Here is a 22,046-nt window from a genome sequence, read left to right on the forward strand (position 1 = left end):
CCCTTCGAGTGGAGGGTCGGTATCAAAAAGCCGTCCGAAGGCAGCAGTGCCCCGGGCGGCTTTTGCTATCCTACGGGCTTTGCAATTCACCGAACACCGAACGAACCCATGAACTATCCTCATCCGATCATCGCGCGCGAAGGCTGGCCGTTCATCGCGATTGCAGCCGTCATCGCGTTGTTGATCCACGCCGTCGGGGGCTTCGGCTTCGCGTGGCCGTTCTGGCTGCTGCTCGTCTTCGTCGTCCAGTTCTTCCGCGATCCGCAGCGCCCGATCCCGGCGCAGCCGAATGCGGTGCTGTGCCCGGCGGACGGCCGCATCGTCGCGGTCGAGACCACCCAGGATCCGTACGCGAATCGCGAAGCGCTGAAGATCAGCGTGTTCATGAATGTCTTCAACGTCCATTCGCAGCGTTCGCCGGTCGACGGCGCGGTCACCAAGGTCGAATACTTCCCGGGCGCGTTCCTGAACGCGGCGATCGACAAGGCGTCGACCGAGAACGAGCGCAATGCGGTCGTGATCCAGACGGCGAGCGGCAAGACCGTCACCGCCGTGCAGATCGCAGGCCTCGTCGCCCGCCGGATCCTGTGCTACGTGCGTGCCGGCGAGCCGCTGTCGCGCGGTCAGCGCTACGGTTTCATCCGCTTCGGTTCGCGCGTCGACGTGTACCTGCCGCTCGGCAGCCGCGCGAAGGTGTCGATCGGCGAGAAGGTCTACGCGTCGTCGACGATCCTCGCCGAGCTCGAACAGTAAGCGGCGGGACGCACGATGGCCGCATTCAAACCGCGTCGTCCGCGCAACGGCTCCGGCCAGACGCCACGCCCGTTCCGCCGCAACAAGGTGATGGCGCCGGATCAGGCGCCCATTGAGAGCCGCCGCGCCGCGCGCCAGCGGTTCCTGAAGACGCGCGGCATCTACCTGCTGCCGAACGCGTTCACGACCGCCGCGCTGTTCTGCGGCTTCTTCGCGGTCGTGCAGGCGATGAACGTGCGCTTCGAGATCGCCGCGATCGCGATCTTCGTCGCGATGGTGCTCGACGGGATGGACGGGCGAGTCGCGCGGATGACGCATACCCAAAGCGCGTTCGGCGAACAGTTCGACAGCCTGTCGGACATGGTGTCGTTCGGCGTCGCGCCGGCGCTCGTGATGTACGAGTGGGTGCTGAAGGATCTTGGCCGCTGGGGCTGGCTCGCTGCATTCGTCTACTGTTCGGGCGCCGCGCTGCGTCTCGCGCGCTTCAACACGAACATCGGCGTCGTCGACAAGCGCTTCTTCCAGGGGCTGCCGAGCCCGGCCGCCGCCGCGCTGATCGCCGGCTTCGTCTGGCTCGCGACCGACAACCGCGTGCCGATGAAGCTCGGCTGGCTGCCCTGGGTCGCGTTCGCACTGACGATCTATGCAGGCGTGACGATGGTGTCGAACGCGCCGTTCTACAGCGGCAAGGCGCTCGACGTACGGCACCGCGTGCCGTTCGCGGCGATCCTGCTGGTCGTCGTCGCGTTCGTGCTCGTGTCGTCCGATCCGCCGTTGATGCTGTTCTGCCTGTTCGTGCTGTACGGGCTGTCCGGCTACGTGTTTTGGGCCTACATGGCCGTGCGCGGACGGGCGAACCCCGCGCGCTCGTCGCAGCGCGATCACTGACGCGCAACCTGCCCGGCAACGGCGGCCACGAGGCCGCCGTTTTCATTTGCCCCTTTTTCGCGTGGCGCGGTCTGGCATCCCGGGTGCCGTCCGATTGCGCACCCAGCGGAATGCCGCTATAGTCTTCGGCATGACTGCATTTTCCCGCCTCTCCCTCCTTCTAGCCGGTGCGCCGCTACGCGCGCTAGCTTTGGCGCGCCTGCCGCGCTGACCGTTCTCGCCCTCCGTCAAGCCTCGTCTGTTGTTGAGCGTCGCCAGCGGTGGCGCGATCTCATTACGTTTGATTCCCGTATAAAGAGCCCTGGAGCCCCCCATGACAGACAAGCTGATCATTTTCGATACGACGTTGCGTGACGGCGAACAATCGCCCGGTGCGTCGATGACGAAGGAAGAGAAAGTCCGCATCGCGAAGCATCTCGAGCGGATGAAGGTCGACGTGATCGAGGCCGGCTTCGCGGCCAGCTCGAACGGCGACTTCGACGCGATCCACACGATCGCCGGCCTGGTGAAGGAGAGCACGATCTGCTCGCTGGCGCGCGCCAACGACAAGGACATCCAGCGTGCGGCCGACGCCCTGAAGCCGGCCAATAGCTCGCGGATCCACACGTTCATCGCGACGTCGCCGCTGCACATGGAGAAGAAGCTGCGGATGACGCCGGACCAGGTGTTCGAGCAGGCTCGCCTCGCGGTGCGCTTCGCGCGCAAGTTCACCGACAACGTCGAATTTTCGCCTGAAGACGGCAGCCGTTCGGACCTCGACTTCCTGTGCCGCGTGCTGGAAGCCGTGATCGCCGAAGGGGCGACGACGATCAACATCGCCGACACGGTCGGCTACGGCGTGCCGGAACTCTACGGCAACCTCGTGAAGACGCTGCGCGAACGCATTCCGAACTCGGACAAGGCGATCTTCTCCGTGCACTGCCACAACGACCTCGGGATGGCGGTGGCGAACTCGCTCGCCGGCGTGAAGATCGGCGGTGCCCGGCAGGTCGAGTGCACGATCAACGGTCTCGGCGAGCGCGCGGGCAATACGTCGCTCGAGGAAATCGTGATGGCCGTGAAGACCCGCAAGGACTACTTCGGCCTCGACGTCGGCATCGACACCACGCAGATCGTGCCGACGTCGAAGCTCGTGTCGCAGATCACCGGTTTCGTCGTGCAGCCGAACAAGGCCGTGGTCGGCGCGAACGCGTTCGCGCACGCGTCGGGCATCCACCAGGACGGCGTGCTGAAGGCGCGCGACACCTACGAGATCATGCGCGCGGAAGACGTGGGCTGGACCGCGAACAAGATCGTGCTCGGCAAGCTGTCGGGCCGCAACGCGTTCAAGCAGCGCCTGCAGGAGCTCGGCGTGTCGCTCGACAGCGAAGCCGAGCTGAACGCCGCGTTCATGCGGTTCAAGGACCTCGCCGATCGCAAGGCCGAGATCTTCGACGAAGACATCATCGCGATCGTCTCCGAAGAATCGGCGCTCGCGCAGGAGCAGGAGCACTTCAAGTTCGTGTCGCTGTCACAGCATTCTGAGACGGGCGAGCAGCCGCAGGCGAAGATCGTGTTCGCGGTCGAGGGCAAGGAAGTGACCGGCGAGGCGCGCGGTAACGGGCCGGTCGATGCGACGTTCAACGCGATCGAGGGCGAAGTCGGCAGCGGTTCCGAACTGCTCCTGTATTCGGTGAACGCGATCACGACCGGCACGCAGGCGCAGGGCGAAGTGACCGTCCGGCTGTCGAAGAGCGGGCGGATCGTCAACGGCGTTGGCACCGATCCGGACATCGTCGCGGCGTCCGCGAAGGCGTACATTTCGGCGCTGAACAAACTGCATTCGAAGGACGACAAGGTCAACCCGCAGCGCTCGTAAGCGCTGCGCGTCGAGCGCTCGAAGCATACGAAACGCCCCGTGCGGCCTTGCGCCGCCCGGGGCGTTTTTTCATGCGCCATTCATTCGGCCGCCGGCGCGCGGAACAGCCAGCGGCGCGCGGCAGGGCGAGGCGCCGGGCTGCGGCGGCGGAATTCCACCGCGATCCCGCGCCGCGGCGCATCGGCGACGAACGCGTCGAGCAGTTCGAGCACGTCGTGATCGATGTAGTCTGCGCGCGTTGCGTCGATGATCACGGCCGCGCGGTCGGGAATGTGCCGCAGGTGATGCTTGACCTGCACCTTGCCGAGGAACGAGACGTCCTTGCGGAACGACAGCAGGAAGTGGTCGTCGTGCTGCGCGAGCGTGACGGGGCTCTTCAGGTTTGCGACGGCGACCGCCAGCACGCTGCACGCAAGGCCGACGGCAATGCCGAACAGCAGGTCGACCGCGAGCACGCCCGCGATCGTCGCGGCGAACGGCACGAACGCGGCCGGGCCCTGCCTCAGCACCGAGCGGAACAGCGCCGGTTTCGCGAGCTTGAAGCCCGTATGGATCAGGATCGCGGCCAGGCTTGCGAGCGGGATCAGGTTGATGAGCCCGGTGAGCGCGAACACGCTGGCAAGCAGCAGGATCCCGTGCACGATCGCCGACATCCGGCTTTGCGCACCCGCGTTCACGTTCACCGAGCTGCGCACGATCACGGACGTGATCGGCAGCCCGCCGAACGCACCCGCGACGAGATTGCCGACGCCCTGGGCCTTCAGTTCGCGATCGGGCTGCGTCGGCCGGCGCTTCGGGTCGATCTGCTCGACCGCCTCCAGGCTCAGCAGCGTCTCGAGGCTCGCGACGACCGCGAGCGTGATCGCGACGCGCCACACGTCCGGATTGACGAGCTGCGCGAAGTTTGGGCCGAGCTCCGCATGCTTGAGCGAGGCCGCGAACGCCGCGAACGATCCGAGCTCGGGCAGCGTCACGCGATGGGCCGCGCCCGGCGCAACGGCCGGCGCGACGAAGCCCAGCACGAGCGTCGCGCCGATGCCGAGCACGACGACCGCGAGCGGCGCGGGCACCGAGCGCACCAGCGCGAAGCGGCGCAGCGCGGGCGTGTCCCATGCGATCAGCAGCGCGAGCGACGCGAGCGCGATGGCCGTGGCAGCCCATGCGACCGGCAGGCCCGGCCAGTTCGCAAACGATTGCGCGGCCGAGCCGCCGATGCCGAACGCGAACGGAATCTGCTTCACGATGAGCAGCAGGCCGATCGCGGCGAGCATGCCCTTGATGACGGGCGACGGCACGTAGGCGGCGAAGCGGCCGGCGCGCAGCATGCCGAACCCGAACTGCAGCACGCCGGACAGCAGCACCGCGAGCAGGAACGCGGAGAAGCTGCCGAGTTGCGCGATCCCTTCGACGACGATCACGACGAGGCCGGCGGCTGGCCCGCTGACGGATAGCGACGAGCCGCTCAGCAGCGCGACGACGATGCCGCCGACGATGCCGGACACGAGCCCGGCGAACGGTTCGACGCCGGAGGCGTTGGCGATGCCGAGACAGAGCGGCAGCGCGACGAGGAAAACGACGATGCCGGCGACGATGTCGCGCGGCAGGGTGGACAGGCGCTCGTTCAGTTTCATGGTTGGGGCGGTTTCGTGGGCGTTGGGGCGGGGGGATGAATCAGCCGAGCGCGGCGGCGGTCGTGGCCAGCGCGGGTTCGACATCGACGGGCGGTGCCGCGTAGCCGGAATCGAGCTCCAGCAGGCGACCGTCGGCGAGCGAGAATATCCAGCCGTGCACGAGCGGCGGCCGTTCGCGGTCGCGCACGATCGGCGATGCGCGCAGCAGTCGCACCTGCTCGAGCACGTTCAGCTCGGCGAGGCGGTCGGCGGCGGCCGTGTCGTCGAGCCCGTCGAGCGTGTCGCGATGGCGCCGCGCGAGCGCGCAGAGCGGCGCGATGCGGCGCGCGACGTGCGGCAGGGCGGCCGGCGGCGGCAGCAGCGACGCGCGCACGCCGCCGCAGCCGTAGTGGCCGCACACGATCACGTGGTCGACCTTCAGCACGCGCACCGCGTACTCGAGCACGCTGGCGGAATTGTCGTCGTCGGGATGGAACAGGTTCGCGATGTTGCGATGGACAAACAGTTCGCCGGGCGCGCAGTGCGTGATGGTTTCGGCCGGCACACGGCTGTCTGCGCAGCCGATCCACAGCACGCGCGGGTTCTGGCCACGCGCGAGCGCGTCGAAGAAACCGGGCGTGTGTTCACGCGTCTCGCGGGCCCAGGCAATGTTGGCAACCAGCATGCTCTTGGGGCGATTCATGAGGACTCCTTTCTGACAACGGCAAATAAATATCGACGAAATGACGCAACTCCATTCTTTCTAAATTGAAAGGTTGGATTTGGACTGATATTAGGGGTATGCCCTAGCGCTCCGGGGGCATTGAAACAAACTGTTTCAAATTGATTTGGCGCAGTGCATTGCGTGCACCAACCCGACGCATGACATGCATCGCGTATGCCGGTTTCTGCGCAGAGGGCCGCATGACGGGACATTCAGCGGATTGCCATCGGGATGTCATTGACCGGAAAAGTTTTCCGCCATATTCCGTGCATTGAATAATGTGGCGGAAAAAACGAAATGGCCATTCACGCAATAATTCGTGAATGGCCATTGCGAAAATTGCGCGTAAATGCGCAATCGGTCAGAACAGATTACGGCGATCGGGATCGTGCAGCGGGTCCGGTGTTTTCTGCGTGGTGCGCAGGATGCCCTGCGGATCGAAATAGAAGCTGTACATCATGTACCAGACGTTGTCCTCGAGATACCGGTACGTCCACACCTCGCGCTTCATCAGCGGGAAGTAGGACGTCTCGACCGGGCGGCCGAAATTGACGAGCACGTCGGTCTTCGTCCACTTGCCGATCTCCGCGCGATAGAACTCGCTCGGCTGCAGCACCTGGCGCACGTTGACGATCCTGTGGGCTGCGTCGACGTCGGCCGCGATCGTGATTTCGCCCATCGGCTGGGTCGGCCACATCAGCCGCTTGCCGCCGCCGGGCAGGTCGTAGATCTCGCGCGGCGGACCCATGCGCGCGACGATCGCCGACTCGTCCTGGCCGGCCTGGTATTGCTGCCACGGTTGCGCGCAACCGGCCAGCAGTGCGGCGGCACCGGCGACCAGCACCGGCAGGCGCGCGGGAATACGAATGCGCATGGGATCCTCCAGAACACGGAAACAGGCCCCGTTGTATCACGGACGGCGCGCGCCGGTGCATCGCGCGGAAAAAATCGGTGCGGATCGGCGGCGTGGCGAAGCTTGCGGGCGGCGGGCGCGCCGGCCTATGATCCGCGCTTCTCGGGCAGATCGAAGGGCAGGTGGCCGATGCAGGGGTGGAAATGGTGCGCGCTCGCGTTGAGCGCAGGATGGATGCTGGTGTCGTCCGCGTTTGCCGGCGGCGAGCCGGTGCGGATCGCGCTGATCGAGGGGATGTCGGGCCCGTTCGCGAACGCGGGCGCGGCGGTCGAGCGCAACCTGCGCTTCGGCGTCGAGCAGGTCAACGCGGCGGGCGGCGTGAAGCTGCGCGACGGCGCGCACCCGCTCGAACTCGTCGTGCTCGACAGCAAGGGCAGCCCGGAGGAGGCGCTCGTGCAACTGCGCGCGGCCGCGGACCGCCATATCGGCTTCGTTGCGCAAGGCAACAGTTCGGCCGTCGCGGCTGCGCTCGTCGCGGCGCTCGACAAGCTGAACGCGCGCGACCCGGACAACCGGATGCTGTTGCTGAACTATTCGGCCGACGATCCCGCGCTCACCGGCGCGCGCTGCAGCTTCTGGCATTTCCGCTTCGATGCGCACGCGGGCATGCGGATGGCCGCGCTCGCGGACGTGATGGCGCGCGACCGCGCGCTGCGCAAGGTCTACCTGCTGAACCAGGACTATAGCTTCGGTCACGACGTCAGCACGCTCGCGCGGCAGGCGCTGGCCGCGCGGCGCCGGGACGTGACGATCGCCGGCGACGAATTCCACCCGATCGGCCGGATCAAGGATTTCTCGCCGTACATCGCGAAAATCCGCGCGAGCGGCGCGGATGCCGTCGTGACCGGCAACTGGGGCAACGACCTCACGCTGCTCGTGAAGGCGGCGCGCGAGCAGGGGCTGAACGCGAAGTTCTATACGTTCTACGGCAACAGTCTCGGCGCGCCGGCCGCCCTGGGCGATGCCGGGGTCGGGCGCGTCGTGGCCGTGGCCGACTGGCACCCGAACGCGGGCGGCGCGAAATCCGACGCGTTCTACCGCACGTTCCGGACCCGATTCCCGGCCGCGCAGGACGACTATCCGGTGCGGCGGATGAGCCTGATGATCGAGATGCTGGCCGCGGCGATGAACCGGGCGGGGTCGGCCGACCCGGTGGCGGTCGCGCGGTCGCTCGAGGGCCTGTCGTTCGACGACGGTTTCCATGCGTCGCGGATGCGCGCGCAGGATCACCAGCTGATCCAGCCCCTTTACGTGATGGAGATGGACAAGGCCGGCACGCCGGGCGTGCGCTTCGACAACGAGGGGTCGGGCTACGGCTTCCGGACGGTGCTGGCGGTGCCGGCGCAGCGCTCGGAGATGCCGTCGGCGTGCTCGATGACGCGTCCGTGACAGGAGGCGGTAAGAACGGCGGGGAGTTGTGCTACAATGCCCGCCGGTTGTAAGTCACGGCACGGCCATTCTTCCGTGTCCGCCTGTTCAGTTAGAAAGGAAATCACATGTCTGTTGCAGATATCAAGAAGTCGGAAGTCGTTGCTCAGTTCGCCCGCGGTACCAACGACACGGGTTCGCCCGAAGTCCAGGTCGCACTGCTGACCGCACGTATCGTCGAACTGACGGGTCACTTCAAGACCCACGCGAAGGACCACCACAGCCGCCGCGGCCTGCTGCGCATGGTGAGCCGCCGCCGCAAGCTGCTCGACTACCTCAAGGGCAAGGATGCCGACCGTTACCGCGCGCTGATCGAGAAGCTGGGTCTGCGTAAGTAATCGAGGCGATTGCCGCCAGCAAGATGCCTGTGTCAGTCCGCTGATGCAGGCATTTTGTTTTTGCGCGGTGCGTAGCGTCACGCGCACCGCAGGTTGTCCGGCACGAGAGTGCCGGCTGCCGGAACGGCTGATACCGGGGTCGGGATTTGTGTCATTCCAGCGCGTCGCTCGACGAGCGCCGCGCTGGAATGGCATAAAAAACACACCTTGCTCCGGGTGATTCGGTCGGGACGCCGCCGCACGGGATGACCCGGGCGGCGAATGAAATGAATGAATTCAAAGGAGCAACCATGTCCATGTTCAACAAGGTCGTGAAGGAATTCCAGTGGGGCCAGCACAAGGTGCGCCTCGAAACCGGTGAAGTCGCTCGCCAGGCGAGCGGTGCCGTGATCGTCGACGTGGAAGACACCGTCGTGCTGGCAACCGTCGTCGGCGCGAAGTCGGCAAAGCCGGGCCAGGATTTCTTCCCGCTGACCGTCGACTACCTCGAAAAGACCTACTCGGCCGGCAAGATCCCGGGCGGCTTCTTCCGTCGCGAAGGCCGTCCGTCAGAACACGAGACGCTGACGTCGCGCCTGATCGACCGTCCGCTGCGCCCGCTGTTCCCGGAAGGCTTCTACAACGAAGTGCAGGTCGTGATCCACGTGCTGTCCGTGAACCCGGAAATCCCGGCGGACATCCCCGCGCTGATCGGTGCATCGGCTGCGCTCGCCGTGTCGGGCCTGCCGTTCAACGGTCCGGTCGGTGCCGCGCGCGTCGCGTACATCGACAACGCATACGTGCTGAACCCGACGCGTGACCAGATCAAGGCATCGAGCCTCGATCTCGTCGTCGCCGGCACGGAGCGCGCGGTGCTGATGGTCGAATCGGAAGCCGACCAGCTGCCGGAAGACGTGATGCTGGGCGCGGTCGTGTTCGGTCACGAGCAGATGCAGACGGCGATCGACGCGATCCACGAACTCGTGCGCGAAGGTGGCAAGCCCGAGTGGGACTGGCAGCCGGCACCGAAGAACGAGGCGCTGATCGCGCGCGTGACGGAACTGGCGCACGGCGACCTGCTCGCCGCTTACCAGCTGCGCGACAAGCAGGCGCGTTCGACGAAGCTGAAGGAAGTCTACGCGGCGACCTCGGCGAAGCTCGAGGAAGACGCGCTGGCGGCCGGCACGGTCGCGGCCGACAAGGCTACCGTCGGCAACATCCTGTTCGACATCGAAGCGAAGATCGTCCGTTCGCAGATCCTGAACGGCGAGCCGCGCATCGACGGTCGCGACACGCGCACCGTGCGTCCGATCGAGATCCGCACCGGCGTGCTGCCGCGCACCCACGGTTCGGCGTTGTTCACGCGTGGCGAAACGCAGGCGCTCGTCGTCGCGACGCTCGGCACGAAGGGTGACGAGCAGATCATCGACGCGCTCGAAGGCGAATACCGCGAGCGCTTCATGCTCCACTACAACATGCCTCCGTTCGCGACCGGCGAAACGGGGCGCGTCGGCTCGCCGAAGCGTCGTGAAATCGGCCACGGCCGTCTCGCAAAGCGCGCGCTGGTCAAGTGCCTGCCGAGCGCCGACGAATTCGGCTACTCGATCCGCGTCGTGTCGGAAATCACCGAATCGAACGGTTCGTCGTCGATGGCGTCGGTGTGCGGCGGCTGCCTCGCGCTGATGGACGCCGGCGTGCCGATGAAGGCGCACGTCGCGGGTATCGCGATGGGCCTGATCCTCGAAGGCAACAAGTTCGCGGTGCTGACCGACATCCTCGGCGACGAGGATCACCTCGGCGACATGGACTTCAAGGTAGCCGGCACGGAGCAAGGTGTGACGGCGCTGCAGATGGACATCAAGATCCAGGGCATCACTAAGGAAATCATGCAGGTCGCGCTCGCGCAGGCGAAGGAAGGCCGCATGCACATCCTCGGCAAGATGACGTCGGCGGTCTCGGGTGCGAACACGCAACTGTCGGAATTCGCGCCGCGCATGATCACGATCAAGATCAACCCGGAAAAGATCCGCGACGTGATCGGCAAGGGTGGTTCGGTGATCCGCGCGCTGACGGAAGAAACGGGCACGACCATCGACATCTCGGATGACGGCGTCGTGACGATCGCGAGCACGAGCAGCGAAGGCATGGCCGAAGCGAAGAAGCGCATCGAGAACATCACGGCCGAGATCGAAGTCGGCCAGGTGTACGAAGGCACGGTGCTCAAGCTGCTCGATTTCGGCGCGATCGTGAACCTGCTGCCGGGCAAGGACGGCCTGCTGCACATCTCGGAAATCGTCAACGAGCGCGTGAAGGACATCAACGACTACCTGAAGGAAGGTCAGCAGGTGAAGGTCAAGGTGATCCAGACGGACGAGAAGGGTCGCGTGCGTCTGTCGGCGAAGGCGCTGCTGAACGAAGCAGCGGCAGCGTCGCAGTCGGATACGCCGCCGCAGCAGTAAGCGGACGGGCGTAAGAGCGGCCGGCAGTGCGAAAGCGTGCCGGCCGTTTTTTCTGTAGCATCGTTGTGCGGCGCAGCAGCGCCGGCGAGGCGCCCGTGCCGCGCACGGGTGCGCCCCCGACTGATCCTGGAGCGACCACCATGAAAGCCATCGAAATCACCGAATTCGGCGCCCCCGACGTGCTGAAGCTCGCGGAGCGTCCGCGCCCCGAACCGAAGCGCGGCGAAGTGCTGATCAAGGTGGCGGCTTCCGGCGTGAACCGGCCGGACGTATTCCAGCGCAAGGGCGCGTATGCGCCGCCGCCGGGTGCGTCGGATCTGCCCGGCCTCGAGGTCGCGGGCGAGATTGTCGGCGGTGACCTGTCGGATGCGGCGCTGAACCCGTTCGACCTGAAGGTGGGCGATCGCGTCTGCGCGCTGCTCGCGGGCGGAGGTTACGCCGAATATGCGGTCGCGCCGCTGCCGCAATGCCTGCCGGTGCCCGACGGGCTGACTGACATCGAGGCCGCATCGCTGCCCGAAACCTTCTTCACGGTGTGGAGCAACGTGTTCGACCGCGCGCTGCTCGGCGCGGGCGAGGGCGGCGAGCAGGAAACGCTGCTCGTGCAGGGCGGCTCGAGCGGGATCGGCGTGACGGCGATCCAGATCGCGCACGCGCTCGGCTTTCGTGTCTTCGCGACGGCGGGGAGTGCCGATAAATGCCGTGCCTGCGAGGCGCTCGGCGCCGAGCGTGCGATCAACTACAAGACCGAAGACTTCGTCGAGGTCGTCAAGTCGCTGACGCACGATCGCGGCGTCGACGTGATCCTCGACATGGTCGCGGGTTCGTACGTGCCGCGCGAACTGTCCGCGCTCGCGGATGGCGGCCGCCTCGTGCTGATCGCGCTGCTAGGCGGCGCGAAGGCCGAGGTCAACCTGAATGAAATCCTGCGCCGCCGGTTGACGGTGACGGGCTCGACGCTGCGTCCGCGGCCGGTCGAGTTCAAGGCGCGCATCGCCGCGCAGCTGAAGGCGCGTGTCTGGCCGCTGCTCGCGGACGGCCGCATCAAACCCGTCATCTACCGCGTGCTGCCGGCAGGGGAGGCCGCCCAGGCGCATGCGCTGATGGAAAGCGGCGAGCACATCGGCAAGATCGTGCTCGATTGGGGTGCGAACGCGTGACGGCCCGTGCGACGGGCTTGACATGTGTGGTTTGACCGGTTCAAGCCGCGCGCAGTAAAATCGCGGGTTTGCTTCGCCAGATCCAACCTGACGGGCCGGTTTCCGGTGCGTTAATGACAAGATAGTGACGAGACAGACACGATGTCGAAACAACGAACGAAGCGAGTGATCGGCAACTGGAAGATGCACGGCCGGCTGGCCGGCAACCAGGCATTGCTGAACGAAGTGATGCAGGGCGCGGATGCGGTGCCGGCCGAAACGTCGGTCGGCGTGTGCGTGCCGTTCCCGTACCTCGCGCAGGTTCAGGCGCAGCTCGGCGGCGGCCGTGTCGCGTTCGGCGCGCAGGACGTGTCCGCGCACGAGCAGGGTGCGTTCACCGGTGAAGTGGCGGCCGCGATGGTGGCGGAGTTCGGCGCGCGGTATGCGATCGTCGGTCACTCGGAGCGTCGCGCGTATCACGGCGAGCGCAACGAAACCGTCGCCGCGAAGACGCAACGCGCGCTCGCGGCGGGCCTCACGCCCGTCGTGTGCGTCGGTGAAACGCTCGACGAGCGCGAAGCGGGCGCGACCGAGCAGGTAGTCGGTGCGCAGCTCGACGCCGTGCTGGCCGTGCTGACGGCTGACGAAGCCGCCCGCATCGTCGTCGCATACGAGCCGGTCTGGGCGATCGGCACGGGCAAGAGCGCGACGTCGGCGCAGGCGCAGGACGTGCACGCATTCCTGCGGGCGCGTCTCGCGGCGAAGGGGGCGGTGGACGTATCGGTGCTGTACGGCGGCAGCGTGAAGCCGGACAACGCGGAAGAGCTGTTCGCGCAGCCCGACATCGACGGCGGCCTGATCGGCGGCGCGTCGCTGAAGGCGGAAGATTTCCTGGCGATCTGCCGGGCCGCACGTTGAGCGGTCCGGGATCGAATTGAACCATGATGGCGGCCGGTTGGTCCGGTTGCCTGATCCAATCGGGTGGGTGTGATGCTGTTATTCAAGACGCTGATTATTGTCGTGCAGGTGCTGTCTGCACTTGGTGTGATCGGACTCGTGCTGCTGCAGCACGGCAAGGGTGCGGACATGGGCGCTGCATTCGGCAGTGGCGCGTCGGGCAGCCTGTTCGGTGCAACGGGCTCCGCCAACTTCCTGTCGCGCACGACGGGCATTCTCGCGACGATCTTCTTCGTCGCGACGCTCGCGCTGACGTACCTCGGTTCGTACAAGTCGACGCCGTCGGCGGGCGTGCTCGGTGCCGCCGCGACCGCGCCGGCATCGGCGCCCGCAGCGTCGTCGCCGGCCGTCGCGGCGTCCGCTGCCGCAGGTTCGGCAGCAAGCGCGCCCGGCCAGGATGTCCCGAAATAAAAGGTCAAAATTTTTGCGTTTGTGCGTTGAACAAATCTGGAACTCGGGTTAGAATTTAATTCTTGAAGCGATTCGCGGGAAACAAGCAGCACAACCCGAGTTGCATGCAGTGCCGACGTGGTGAAATTGGTAGACACGCTATCTTGAGGGGGTAGTGGCGAAAGCTGTGCGAGTTCGAGTCTCGCCGTCGGCACCAAAGTTACTCAATGCCAGCCGCTTCTAGTGGCTGGCATTTTTCATTTCTGGGGTGTGCCTTGCGATTGTCTTGTGATCGCGAGCACTCCGAAATGATTCCTTCCGCCGGAAGTGGTATTCTCCGGACGCTCAGAACCAACCGATAGAGGATTGCCTTGAACCTCGCAGCCTATTACCCCGTCTTGTTGTTCCTCCTCGTGGGCACTGGTTTAGGTATAGCGCTGGTCAGCATCGGCAAGCTCCTTGGTCCCAACAAGCCGGACGTCGAGAAGAACGCACCGTACGAGTGCGGCTTCGAAGCCTTTGAAGACGCCCGGATGAAATTCGACGTCCGGTACTACCTCGTCGCCATCCTGTTCATCATCTTCGATCTCGAAACCGCATTCCTGTTTCCGTGGGGCGTCGCGCTCCGGGACATCGGCTGGCCGGGTTTCATCGCAATGATGATTTTTCTGCTCGAATTCCTGCTGGGCTTTGCCTATATCTGGAAGAAAGGCGGTCTCGACTGGGAGTGATGGGTTAATCGCCGGTTTGCATGGGCGGCCACGCTGGGCCGCTCGTCTGGAGTGGAAAGCAAATGAGTATCGAAGGGGTCTTGAAGGAAGGGTTTGTCACCACGACGGCTGACAAGCTGATCAACTGGACGCGTACCGGCTCGCTGTGGCCGATGACGTTCGGGCTCGCGTGTTGCGCCGTCGAGATGATGCATGCGGGCGCGGCCCGTTATGACCTGGACCGGTTCGGGGTCGTGTTCCGTCCGAGCCCGCGTCAATCGGACGTGATGATCGTCGCCGGCACACTGTGCAACAAGATGGCGCCCGCACTGCGCCGCGTGTACGACCAGATGGCCGAGCCGCGCTGGGTGATCTCGATGGGGTCGTGCGCGAACGGTGGCGGTTACTACCACTACTCGTACTCGGTGGTTCGCGGTTGCGACCGGATCGTGCCGGTCGACGTCTACGTACCGGGCTGTCCGCCCACGGCCGAGGCGCTGGTCTACGGCGTGATCCAGCTTCAGGCGAAGATCCGCCGCACCAACACCATCGCCCGTCAATAAAGTCCCGAGCGTCCCCCTCAATATGGCAAGCAAAATCGAGACCCTCAAGGCAAACCTCGAAGCAGCGCTCGGCGCGCGCGTGGTGAGCCTCACCGAAGCGATCGGTGAACTGACGCTCGTCGTGAAGGCGAGCGATTACCTCGAAGTCGCAAAGATGCTGCGCGACGATCCGAAGCTCCGTTTCGAGCAACTGATCGACCTCTGCGGCGTCGATTACCAGACCTACGGCGACGGCGCCTACGACGGCCCGCGTTTCGCGGCTGTGTCGCAGCTGCTGTCGGTCACGAATAACTGGCGCCTGCGTCTGCGCGTGTTCGCTCCGGACGACGATCTGCCGATCGTGGCATCGCTCGTCGACATCTGGGCCTCCGCAAACTGGTACGAGCGCGAGGCGTTCGACCTGTACGGCCTCGTGTTCGAGGGTCACCCCGATCTGCGCCGCATCCTCACCGACTACGGTTTCATCGGTCACCCGTTCCGCAAGGACTTCCCGGTGTCGGGTTATGTCGAAATGCGTTACGACCCGGAAGAGAAACGGGTCGTCTACCAGCCGGTGACGATCGAGCCGCGCGAAATCACGCCGCGCGTGATCCGCGAGGATCGCTATGGCGGTCTGAAACATTAAGGGGGCGTCATGGCAGAAATCAAGAACTACACCCTCAACTTCGGCCCGCAGCACCCGGCAGCGCACGGCGTGCTGCGTCTCGTGCTCGAGCTCGACGGCGAAGTCATCCAGCGCGCCGATCCGCACATCGGCTTGCTGCATCGCGCGACTGAAAAGCTCGCGGAAAGCAAGACCTTCATCCAGTCCGTGCCGTACATGGACCGTCTCGACTACGTGTCGATGATGGTCAACGAGCACGGCTACGTGCTCGCAATCGAGCGTCTGCTCGGCATCGACGTGCCTGAGCGCGCGCAGTACATCCGCGTGCTGTTCGACGAGATCACGCGCGTGCTGAACCACCTGATGTGGATCGGCGCGCACGCACTCGACGTCGGCGCGATGGCGGTGTTCCTGTACGCATTCCGCGAGCGTGAAGACCTGATGGACGTGTACGAAGCGGTGTCCGGTGCCCGGATGCACGCGGCGTACTACCGTCCGGGCGGCGTCTACCGCGACCTGCCTGACGCAATGCCGCAATACAAGGCGTCGAAGATTCGCAACGAGAAGGCGCTCGCGAAGATGAACGAAGCGCGCAGCGGCTCGGTGCTCGACTTCATCGACGACTTCTTCACGCGCTTCCCGAAGTGCGTCGACGAATACGAAACGCTGCTGACCGACAACCGGATCTGGAAACAGCGTCTGGTCGGGATCGGCGTCGTCAGCCCGGAGCGTGCGCTGCAGATGGGCCTGACGGGTCCGATGCTGCGCGGCTCGGGTATCGCGTGGGACCTGCGCAAGAAGCAGCCGTACGAAGTGTACGACCGCATGGATTTCGACGTGCCGGTCGGCGTGAACGGCGATTGCTACGACCGCTATCTGGTGCGCGTCGAGGAAATGCGCCAGTCGATCCGCATCGCGAAACAGTGTATTGAGTGGCTCCGCAAGAATCCGGGCCCGGTGATGACGGACAATCACAAGGTTGCACCGCCGTCGCGCGTCGGCATGAAGACCAACATGGAAGACTTGATTCACCACTTCAAGCTCTTCACCGAAGGTTTTCACGTGCCGGAAGGCGAAGCGTACGCGGCGGTCGAGCATCCGAAGGGTGAATTCGGCATCTACCTCGTGTCGGACGGTGCCAACAAGCCGTATCGCCTCAAGATCCGCGCACCGGGCTTCGCGCACCTCGCGTCGCTCGACGAAATGGCGCGCGGCCACATGATTGCCGACGCCGTCACGATCATCGGTACGCAGGACATCGTGTTCGGCGAGATCGATCGCTAATGGTTGCGCCGCCTGCGCGAGCGGGCGGCGAGCAGTAAGTCACACGCGATGCGCGCTGAACCGGCGCGGCTTCGCAAGCTGTCAACAGTGAGCGCCAGGTCTGCCGTCCTTGCACAGCAGTGCGGCAGGTTGTTCGTTCGGTAGGAATTGAAAGAGTCGTGTCTGAAAATGATCTCAGCTGAAGGCCTGAAGGAAATCGATCGAGCGTTGACGAAGTATCCCGCCGATCAGAAACAGTCCGCCGTGATGTCGGCGTTGGCCGTTGCTCAGGAAGAGCACGGCTGGCTGTCGCCCGAACTGATGCAGTTCGTCGCGGACTATCTCGGCATGCCGGCCGTTGCCGTGCAGGAAGTCGCGACGTTCTACACGATGTACGAGCTCAAACCGGTCGGCAAGCACAAGATCACGCTCTGCACGAACCTGCCGTGCCAGCTTGGCCCGCACGGCGGCGCGGAAGCGACTGCCGACTACCTGAAACAGAAGCTGGGCATCGGCTTCGGCGAGACCACGCCCGACGGCAAGTTCACGCTGAAGGAAGGCGAATGCATGGGCTCTTGCGGTGATGCGCCGGTGCTGCTGGTGAACAATCACAGAATGTGCAGCTTCATGAGCCGCGAGAAGATCGACCAGCTGCTTGAGGAGCTCTCGAAATGACGTCCCTCCACGACCGTCACATCAAACCGCTGATCCTCGCTGGTCTGAACGGCGAGAACTGGCATCTCGAAGACTACGTCGCGCGCGGCGGCTACAAGCAACTGCGCCGCATTCTCGAAGAAAAGATTCCGCCGGAGCAGGTGATCGCCGACGTGAAGGCGTCGGGCCTGCGTGGCCGTGGCGGTGCGGGCTTCCCGACCGGCCTGAAGTGGAGCTTCATGCCGCGCCAGTTCCCGGGGCAGAAGTACCTCGTCTGCAACTCGGACGAAGGCGAACCGGGCACGTTCAAGGATCGCGACATCCTGCGCTGGAACCCGCATGCACTGATCGAAGGCATGGCCATCGGCGCGTACGCGATGGGCATCACCGTCGGCTACAACTACATCCACGGGGAAATCTTCGAAGTGTATCGACGCTTCGAGGCCGCGCTCGATGAAGCGCGTGCCGCGGGTTTCCTCGGCGACAACATCATGGGCTCGGAATTCTCGTTCCAGCTGCACGCGCACCACGGTTACGGCGCGTACATCTGCGGCGAGGAAACGGCGCTGCTCGAGTCGCTCGAAGGCAAGAAGGGCCAGCCGCGCTTCAAGCCGCCGTTCCCGGCGAGCTTCGGCGTGTACGGCAAGCCGACCACGATCAACAACACCGAGACGTTCGCGGCGGTGCCGTTCCTGCTGTCCATCGGGCCGCAGAATTACCTCGAGATCGGCAAGCCGAACAATGGCGGCACGAAGATCTTCTCGGTGTCGGGTGACGTCGAGCGTCCGGGCAACTATGAAGTGCCGCTCGGCACGCCGTTCGCGACGCTGATGGAGCTCGCCGGCGGGATGCGCGGCGGTCGCAAGATCAAGGCCGTGATTCCGGGCGGTTCGTCGGCACCGGTGATCCCGGGCGACATCATGATGCAGACCGATCTCGATTACGACTCGATCGCGAAGGCGGGCTCGATGCTCGGCTCCGGCGCGGTGATCGTGATGGACGAGACGCGTTGCATGGTGCGTTCGCTGTTGCGCCTGTCGTACTTCTACTACGAGGAATCGTGCGGCCAGTGCACGCCGTGCCGTGAAGGCACCGGCTGGCTGTATCGCGTTGTGAATCGTATCGAGCACGGCGAAGGCCGCCAGGAAGATCTGGACCTGCTGAACTCGGTTGCCGAGAACATCATGGGCCGCACGATCTGCGCGCTCGGCGATGCGGCGGCGATGCCGGTACGCGGGATGCTGAAGCATTACTGGGACGAATTCGCGTACCACGTCGAGCATAAGCACTGCATGGTCGGCGGCCACGCGCACGCGGCGGCGGCCTGAAGCGAAGCACCGGTTGCGGAATTTGAGCGCACGGTCGGGCGAAGGCGCGAACGGGCGGAAATAGGTTAAGGACCATTCACCATCATGGTTGAACTTGAAATAGACGGCAAGAAGGTCGAGGTGCCCGAAGGCAGCATGGTGATCCAGGCTGCGCACAAGGCGGATACGTACATTCCTCACTTCTGCTATCACAAGAAACTGTCGGTCGCGGCCAACTGCCGGATGTGTCTCGTCGAAGTCGAGAAGATGCCGAAGGCCGTGCCTGCCTGCGCGACGCCCGTGTCGGCCGGCATGATCGTGCGCACGCAGTCCGACAAGGCCGTGAAGGCGCAGCAGTCGGTGATGGAATTCCTCCTCATCAACCATCCGCTCGACTGCCCGATCTGCGATCAGGGCGGCGAATGCCAGCTGCAGGATCTGGCGGTCGGTTACGGCAAGTCGTCGTCGCGCTACTCGGAAGAAAAGCGCGTGGTGTTCCACAAGAACGTGGGCCCGCTGATCTCGATGGAAGAAATGTCGCGCTGCATCCACTGCACGCGCTGCGTCCGCTTCGGCCAGGAAATCGCCGGCGTGATGGAGCTCGGCATGCTGGGTCGCGGCGAGCACTCGGAAATCACGACGTTCGTCGGCAAGACGGTCGACTCCGAACTGTCGGGCAACATGATCGACCTGTGCCCGGTCGGCGCGCTGACCAGCAAGCCGTTCCGCTACAGCGCCCGTACGTGGGAACTGTCGCGCCGCAAGTCGGTGAGTCCGCACGATTCAGTCGGCGCGAACCTCGTCGTGCAGGTGAAGAACAACCGCGTGATGCGCGTGTTGCCGTTCGAGAACGAAGCGATCAACGAATGCTGGATTTCGGACAAGGATCGCTTCTCGTACGAAGGCCTGAACAGTGAAGAGCGCCTGACGAAGCCGATGCTGAAGCAGGGCGGCCAGTGGATCGAGACCGACTGGCAGACCGCGCTCGAATATGTCGCGAAGGGCCTGAAGGGCATCGCCGCGGATCACGGCGCGAACGCGCTGGCGATGCTCGCGAGCGCGCACAGCACCGCTGAAGAGCTGTTCCTCGTTAAGCAGCTTGCCAGCGAACTGAAAACGCCGAACGTCGACTTCCGTCTGCGGCAGCAGGATTTCTCGGCGCCGGTCCAGGGTGCACCGTGGCTCGGCATGCCGATCACCGACCTGTCGAGCGTGGATGCCGCGTTCGTCGTCGGTTCGTTCCTGCGCCGCGACCACCCGCTGTTCGCCGCACGCCTGCGCCAGGCCGCGAAGAACGGCGCGAAGCTGCACTTCCTGCACGCGACCGCCGACGACTCGCTGATCCCGACCGCGCAGCGCATCGTCGCCGCGCCGTCGGCATGGCTCGACGAGCTGGCAGGCATCGCCGCGGCCGTCGCGCAACTGCGCGGCGTCGCGCTGCCCGACACGCTCGCGGGCGTCACGGCATCGCCGGCAGCGCAAGCGGTCGCCCAGTCGCTCGCGAACGGCGAACGCCGCGCGGTGCTGCTCGGCAACGTCGCGGTCCGCCATCCGGAATTCGCGAAGCTGCACGCGGTCGCCCAGTGGATCGCCGATAACACCGGCGCGACGTTCGGCTTCCTCACGGAAGCGGCGAACACGGTCGGTGCGCACGTCGTCGGCGCGCTGCCGGGCGAAGGCGGCCTGAATGCACGCGAAGCGTTCGCACAGCCGCGCAAGGGCTACGTGCTGCTGAACGTCGAACCGGAATTCGACACGGCCGATCCGGCGCAGGCGCTTGCCGCGCTGAACCAGGCTGAAATGGTCGTCGTGATGTCGCCGTTCAAGCACGGCCTCGATTACGCCGACGTGCTGCTGCCGATCGCGCCGTTCACGGAAACGTCCGGCACGTTCGTCAACGCGGAAGGCACCGTGCAGAGCTTCAACGGCGTCGTGCGCCCGCTCGGCGACACGCGTCCGGCATGGAAGGTGCTGCGCGTGCTCGGCAGCCTGCTCGGCCTGCCGAACTTCGAATACGAGACGGCGGAAGAAGTGCGTCTCGCGGCGCTCGGCGACGCAGGCGTCGCGGGCCGCCTGTCGAACCAGACGTCGGTCGCTCCGGCGCGCGTCGCGGCGAATGCCGCGAACGGCGGCTTCGAGCGCCTGGCCGATGTGCCGATCTATCACGCCGACGTGCTGGTGCGCCGCGCAGGTGCGCTGCACCTGACGGCTGCCGCGAAGGCAGCGAATGCCGCAGCCCTGCCGGCCGCGCTGTTCGACAAGCTGGGCTTGAAGGAAGGCGACGCAGTGCGCGTGCGCCAGGGCGAGCGTGCGGTGCAGTTGCCGGCCGTGCGCGACGCGAATCTTGCGGAGACAGTCGTTCGCGTGTCGGCGGCGACGCCTGCCGGCGCAGCGCTCGGCAGCCTGTCCGGTGAACTGGTGGTGGAGAAGGCGTAAATGAGCTTGTTCGATACGATCAACGCGGGCGGAGCCCAGCTTCTCGGCGTCGCGTGGCCGACGGTGTGGGCCGTCGTGCGCATCCTCGTCGTCGCCGTCGTGATCCTGCTGTGCGTCGCGTACCTGATTCTGTGGGAACGCAAGCTGATCGGCTGGATGCACGTGCGTCTCGGCCCGAACCGCGTCGGCCCCGGCGGCCTGCTGCAGCCGATCGCCGACGTGCTGAAGCTGCTGCTGAAGGAAGTGATTCAGCCGAGCGCCGCCAGCCGTTGGCTGTACCTGATCGCACCGGTCATGACCGTTGTGCCCGCGTTCGCCGTGTGGGCGGTGATCCCGTTCCAGGCCGAAGCCGTGCTCGCCAACGTGAACGCAGGCCTGCTGTATGCGATGGCGATCTCGTCGATCGGCGTGTACGCGGTGATTCTCGCCGGCTGGGCGTCGAACTCGAAGTACGCGTTTCTCGGCGCGATGCGCGCTGCGGCGCAGATGGTGTCGTACGAAATCTCGATGGGCTTCGCGCTGGTGCTCGTGCTGATGACGGCCGGCAGCCTGAACCTGTCGGAAATCGTCGGCTCGCAACAGCACGGCTTCTTCGCCGGCCACGGCGTGAACTTCCTGTCGTGGAACTGGCTGCCGCTGCTGCCGGCCTTCGTGGTCTACTTCGTGTCCGGCATCGCCGAAACGAACCGTCACCCGTTCGACGTGGTGGAAGGGGAGTCGGAGATCGTCGCAGGTCACATGATCGATTACTCGGGCATGGCGTTCGCGCTGTTCTTCCTCGCCGAGTACATCAACATGATCGTGATCTCGGCGCTGGCCGCGACGCTGTTCCTCGGCGGCTGGGACGCACCGTTCGAATTCCTGTCGTTCATTCCGGGCATCTTCTGGCTGGTGCTGAAGGTATTCGCGCTGCTGTCGGTGTTCATCTGGGTGCGCGCGACGTTCCCGCGCTACCGTTACGACCAGATCATGCGTCTGGGCTGGAAGGTGTTCCTGCCCGTCACGGTGATCTGGGTGGTCGTGGTCGGCTTCTGGATGATGTCGCCGCTCAACATCTGGGTGAAGTAAAGATC

The 22,046-nt window shown here is 65.2% G+C and carries 20 protein-coding genes and 1 tRNA gene; 18 read left to right on the forward strand and 3 right to left on the reverse strand.

Annotated features, from left to right (window positions below):
- The first annotated feature begins 108 nt into the window (after positions 1–108).
- The 3 genes from LGM71_RS22615 to LGM71_RS22625 all read left to right on the forward strand — a co-directional run bounded on the left by LGM71_RS22615 (position 109) and on the right by LGM71_RS22625 (position 3,499).
- Positions 109–753 carry a phosphatidylserine decarboxylase gene (locus tag LGM71_RS22615; protein WP_059468119.1) on the forward strand — a complete coding sequence of 215 codons (645 nt, stop codon included), beginning with the start codon at positions 109–111 and terminating at the stop codon, positions 751–753.
- A gap of 15 nt (positions 754–768) precedes the next feature.
- A complete protein-coding gene (gene pssA, locus LGM71_RS22620) occupies positions 769–1,641 on the forward strand; it encodes a CDP-diacylglycerol--serine O-phosphatidyltransferase (RefSeq protein ID WP_059600421.1) in 873 nt (290 codons plus the stop codon).
- Between the two features lie 313 nt (positions 1,642–1,954).
- The gene (locus tag LGM71_RS22625; RefSeq protein ID WP_059600422.1) at positions 1,955–3,499 is read left to right on the forward strand and encodes a 2-isopropylmalate synthase; all 1,545 of its coding nucleotides are present in this window, start codon (positions 1,955–1,957) and stop codon (positions 3,497–3,499) included.
- An 80-nt stretch (positions 3,500–3,579) separates the two neighbouring features.
- Here the strand turns inward: LGM71_RS22625 and LGM71_RS22630 are convergent, their stop codons facing one another.
- The 3 genes from LGM71_RS22630 to LGM71_RS22640 form a co-directional block, all read right to left on the reverse strand.
- Complete coding sequence (locus LGM71_RS22630) at positions 3,580–5,130, reverse strand: SulP family inorganic anion transporter (RefSeq protein ID WP_124903385.1); 1,551 nt, start codon at positions 5,128–5,130, stop codon at positions 3,580–3,582.
- Positions 5,131–5,170: 40 nt separating this feature from the next.
- A complete protein-coding gene (locus LGM71_RS22635; protein ID WP_226116450.1) occupies positions 5,171–5,812 on the reverse strand; it encodes a carbonic anhydrase in 642 nt (213 codons plus the stop codon).
- Positions 5,813–6,194: 382 nt separating this feature from the next.
- Positions 6,195–6,707, reverse strand: a complete 513-nt coding sequence (locus LGM71_RS22640; protein ID WP_124626871.1) for a hypothetical protein — start codon at positions 6,705–6,707, stop codon at positions 6,195–6,197.
- Positions 6,708–6,875: 168 nt separating this feature from the next.
- Between LGM71_RS22640 and LGM71_RS22645 the strand changes: the two genes are divergently transcribed.
- From LGM71_RS22645 to nuoH, 15 genes are all read left to right on the forward strand, one after another.
- Positions 6,876–8,135: a branched-chain amino acid ABC transporter substrate-binding protein gene (locus LGM71_RS22645; RefSeq protein WP_226116451.1), complete on the forward strand. Its 1,260-nt coding sequence runs from the start codon at positions 6,876–6,878 to the stop codon at positions 8,133–8,135.
- 107 nt (positions 8,136–8,242) lie between these two features.
- On the forward strand, positions 8,243–8,512 hold the full coding sequence (gene rpsO, locus LGM71_RS22650; protein ID WP_006398792.1) for a 30S ribosomal protein S15: 270 nt from the start codon (positions 8,243–8,245) through the stop codon (positions 8,510–8,512).
- Positions 8,513–8,802: 290 nt separating this feature from the next.
- Positions 8,803–10,950, forward strand: coding sequence for a polyribonucleotide nucleotidyltransferase (gene pnp, locus LGM71_RS22655; RefSeq protein ID WP_059600427.1), 2,148 nt, complete (start codon positions 8,803–8,805; stop codon positions 10,948–10,950).
- A 140-nt stretch (positions 10,951–11,090) separates the two neighbouring features.
- Positions 11,091–12,110: an NAD(P)H-quinone oxidoreductase gene (locus LGM71_RS22660; protein ID WP_059600428.1), complete on the forward strand. Its 1,020-nt coding sequence runs from the start codon at positions 11,091–11,093 to the stop codon at positions 12,108–12,110.
- Positions 12,111–12,251: 141 nt separating this feature from the next.
- Positions 12,252–13,007 carry a triose-phosphate isomerase gene (gene tpiA, locus LGM71_RS22665; RefSeq protein ID WP_226116452.1) on the forward strand — a complete coding sequence of 252 codons (756 nt, stop codon included), beginning with the start codon at positions 12,252–12,254 and terminating at the stop codon, positions 13,005–13,007.
- 72 nt (positions 13,008–13,079) lie between these two features.
- Entirely contained in the window at positions 13,080–13,457 is a 378-nt protein-coding gene (gene secG, locus LGM71_RS22670) for a preprotein translocase subunit SecG (protein ID WP_226116455.1), read from the forward strand.
- A 111-nt stretch (positions 13,458–13,568) separates the two neighbouring features.
- Positions 13,569–13,653 (forward strand) — tRNA-Leu (locus LGM71_RS22675).
- Between the two features lie 154 nt (positions 13,654–13,807).
- Positions 13,808–14,167 carry an NADH-quinone oxidoreductase subunit A gene (locus LGM71_RS22680; protein WP_006398798.1) on the forward strand — a complete coding sequence of 120 codons (360 nt, stop codon included), beginning with the start codon at positions 13,808–13,810 and terminating at the stop codon, positions 14,165–14,167.
- Positions 14,168–14,229: 62 nt separating this feature from the next.
- A complete protein-coding gene (locus tag LGM71_RS22685) occupies positions 14,230–14,709 on the forward strand; it encodes a NuoB/complex I 20 kDa subunit family protein (protein ID WP_006398799.1) in 480 nt (159 codons plus the stop codon).
- Positions 14,710–14,731: 22 nt separating this feature from the next.
- Positions 14,732–15,334 (forward strand): NADH-quinone oxidoreductase subunit C, encoded by a 603-nt coding sequence (locus LGM71_RS22690; RefSeq protein ID WP_059600431.1) that lies wholly within the window; start codon positions 14,732–14,734, stop codon positions 15,332–15,334.
- Positions 15,335–15,343: 9 nt separating this feature from the next.
- The gene (locus LGM71_RS22695; RefSeq protein ID WP_006750459.1) at positions 15,344–16,597 is read left to right on the forward strand and encodes an NADH-quinone oxidoreductase subunit D; all 1,254 of its coding nucleotides are present in this window, start codon (positions 15,344–15,346) and stop codon (positions 16,595–16,597) included.
- Positions 16,598–16,765: 168 nt separating this feature from the next.
- Positions 16,766–17,251, forward strand: a complete 486-nt coding sequence (nuoE, locus tag LGM71_RS22700; protein WP_006478266.1) for an NADH-quinone oxidoreductase subunit NuoE — start codon at positions 16,766–16,768, stop codon at positions 17,249–17,251.
- Positions 17,248–18,558: an NADH-quinone oxidoreductase subunit NuoF gene (gene nuoF, locus LGM71_RS22705; RefSeq protein ID WP_006756904.1), complete on the forward strand. Its 1,311-nt coding sequence runs from the start codon at positions 17,248–17,250 to the stop codon at positions 18,556–18,558. Before nuoE ends, nuoF begins: the two co-directional genes overlap by 4 nt.
- 84 nt (positions 18,559–18,642) lie before the next feature.
- Entirely contained in the window at positions 18,643–20,973 is a 2,331-nt protein-coding gene (gene nuoG, locus LGM71_RS22710) for an NADH-quinone oxidoreductase subunit NuoG (protein WP_059600432.1), read from the forward strand.
- A complete protein-coding gene (gene nuoH / locus LGM71_RS22715) occupies positions 20,974–22,041 on the forward strand; it encodes an NADH-quinone oxidoreductase subunit NuoH (RefSeq protein ID WP_059533202.1) in 1,068 nt (355 codons plus the stop codon). It begins immediately after the preceding gene.
- The last annotated feature ends 5 nt before the right edge of the window (positions 22,042–22,046 follow it).

The organism is Burkholderia sp. AU33545, from assembly GCF_020419685.1.
GTDB classification, from domain to species: domain Bacteria; phylum Pseudomonadota; class Gammaproteobacteria; order Burkholderiales; family Burkholderiaceae; genus Burkholderia; species Burkholderia diffusa.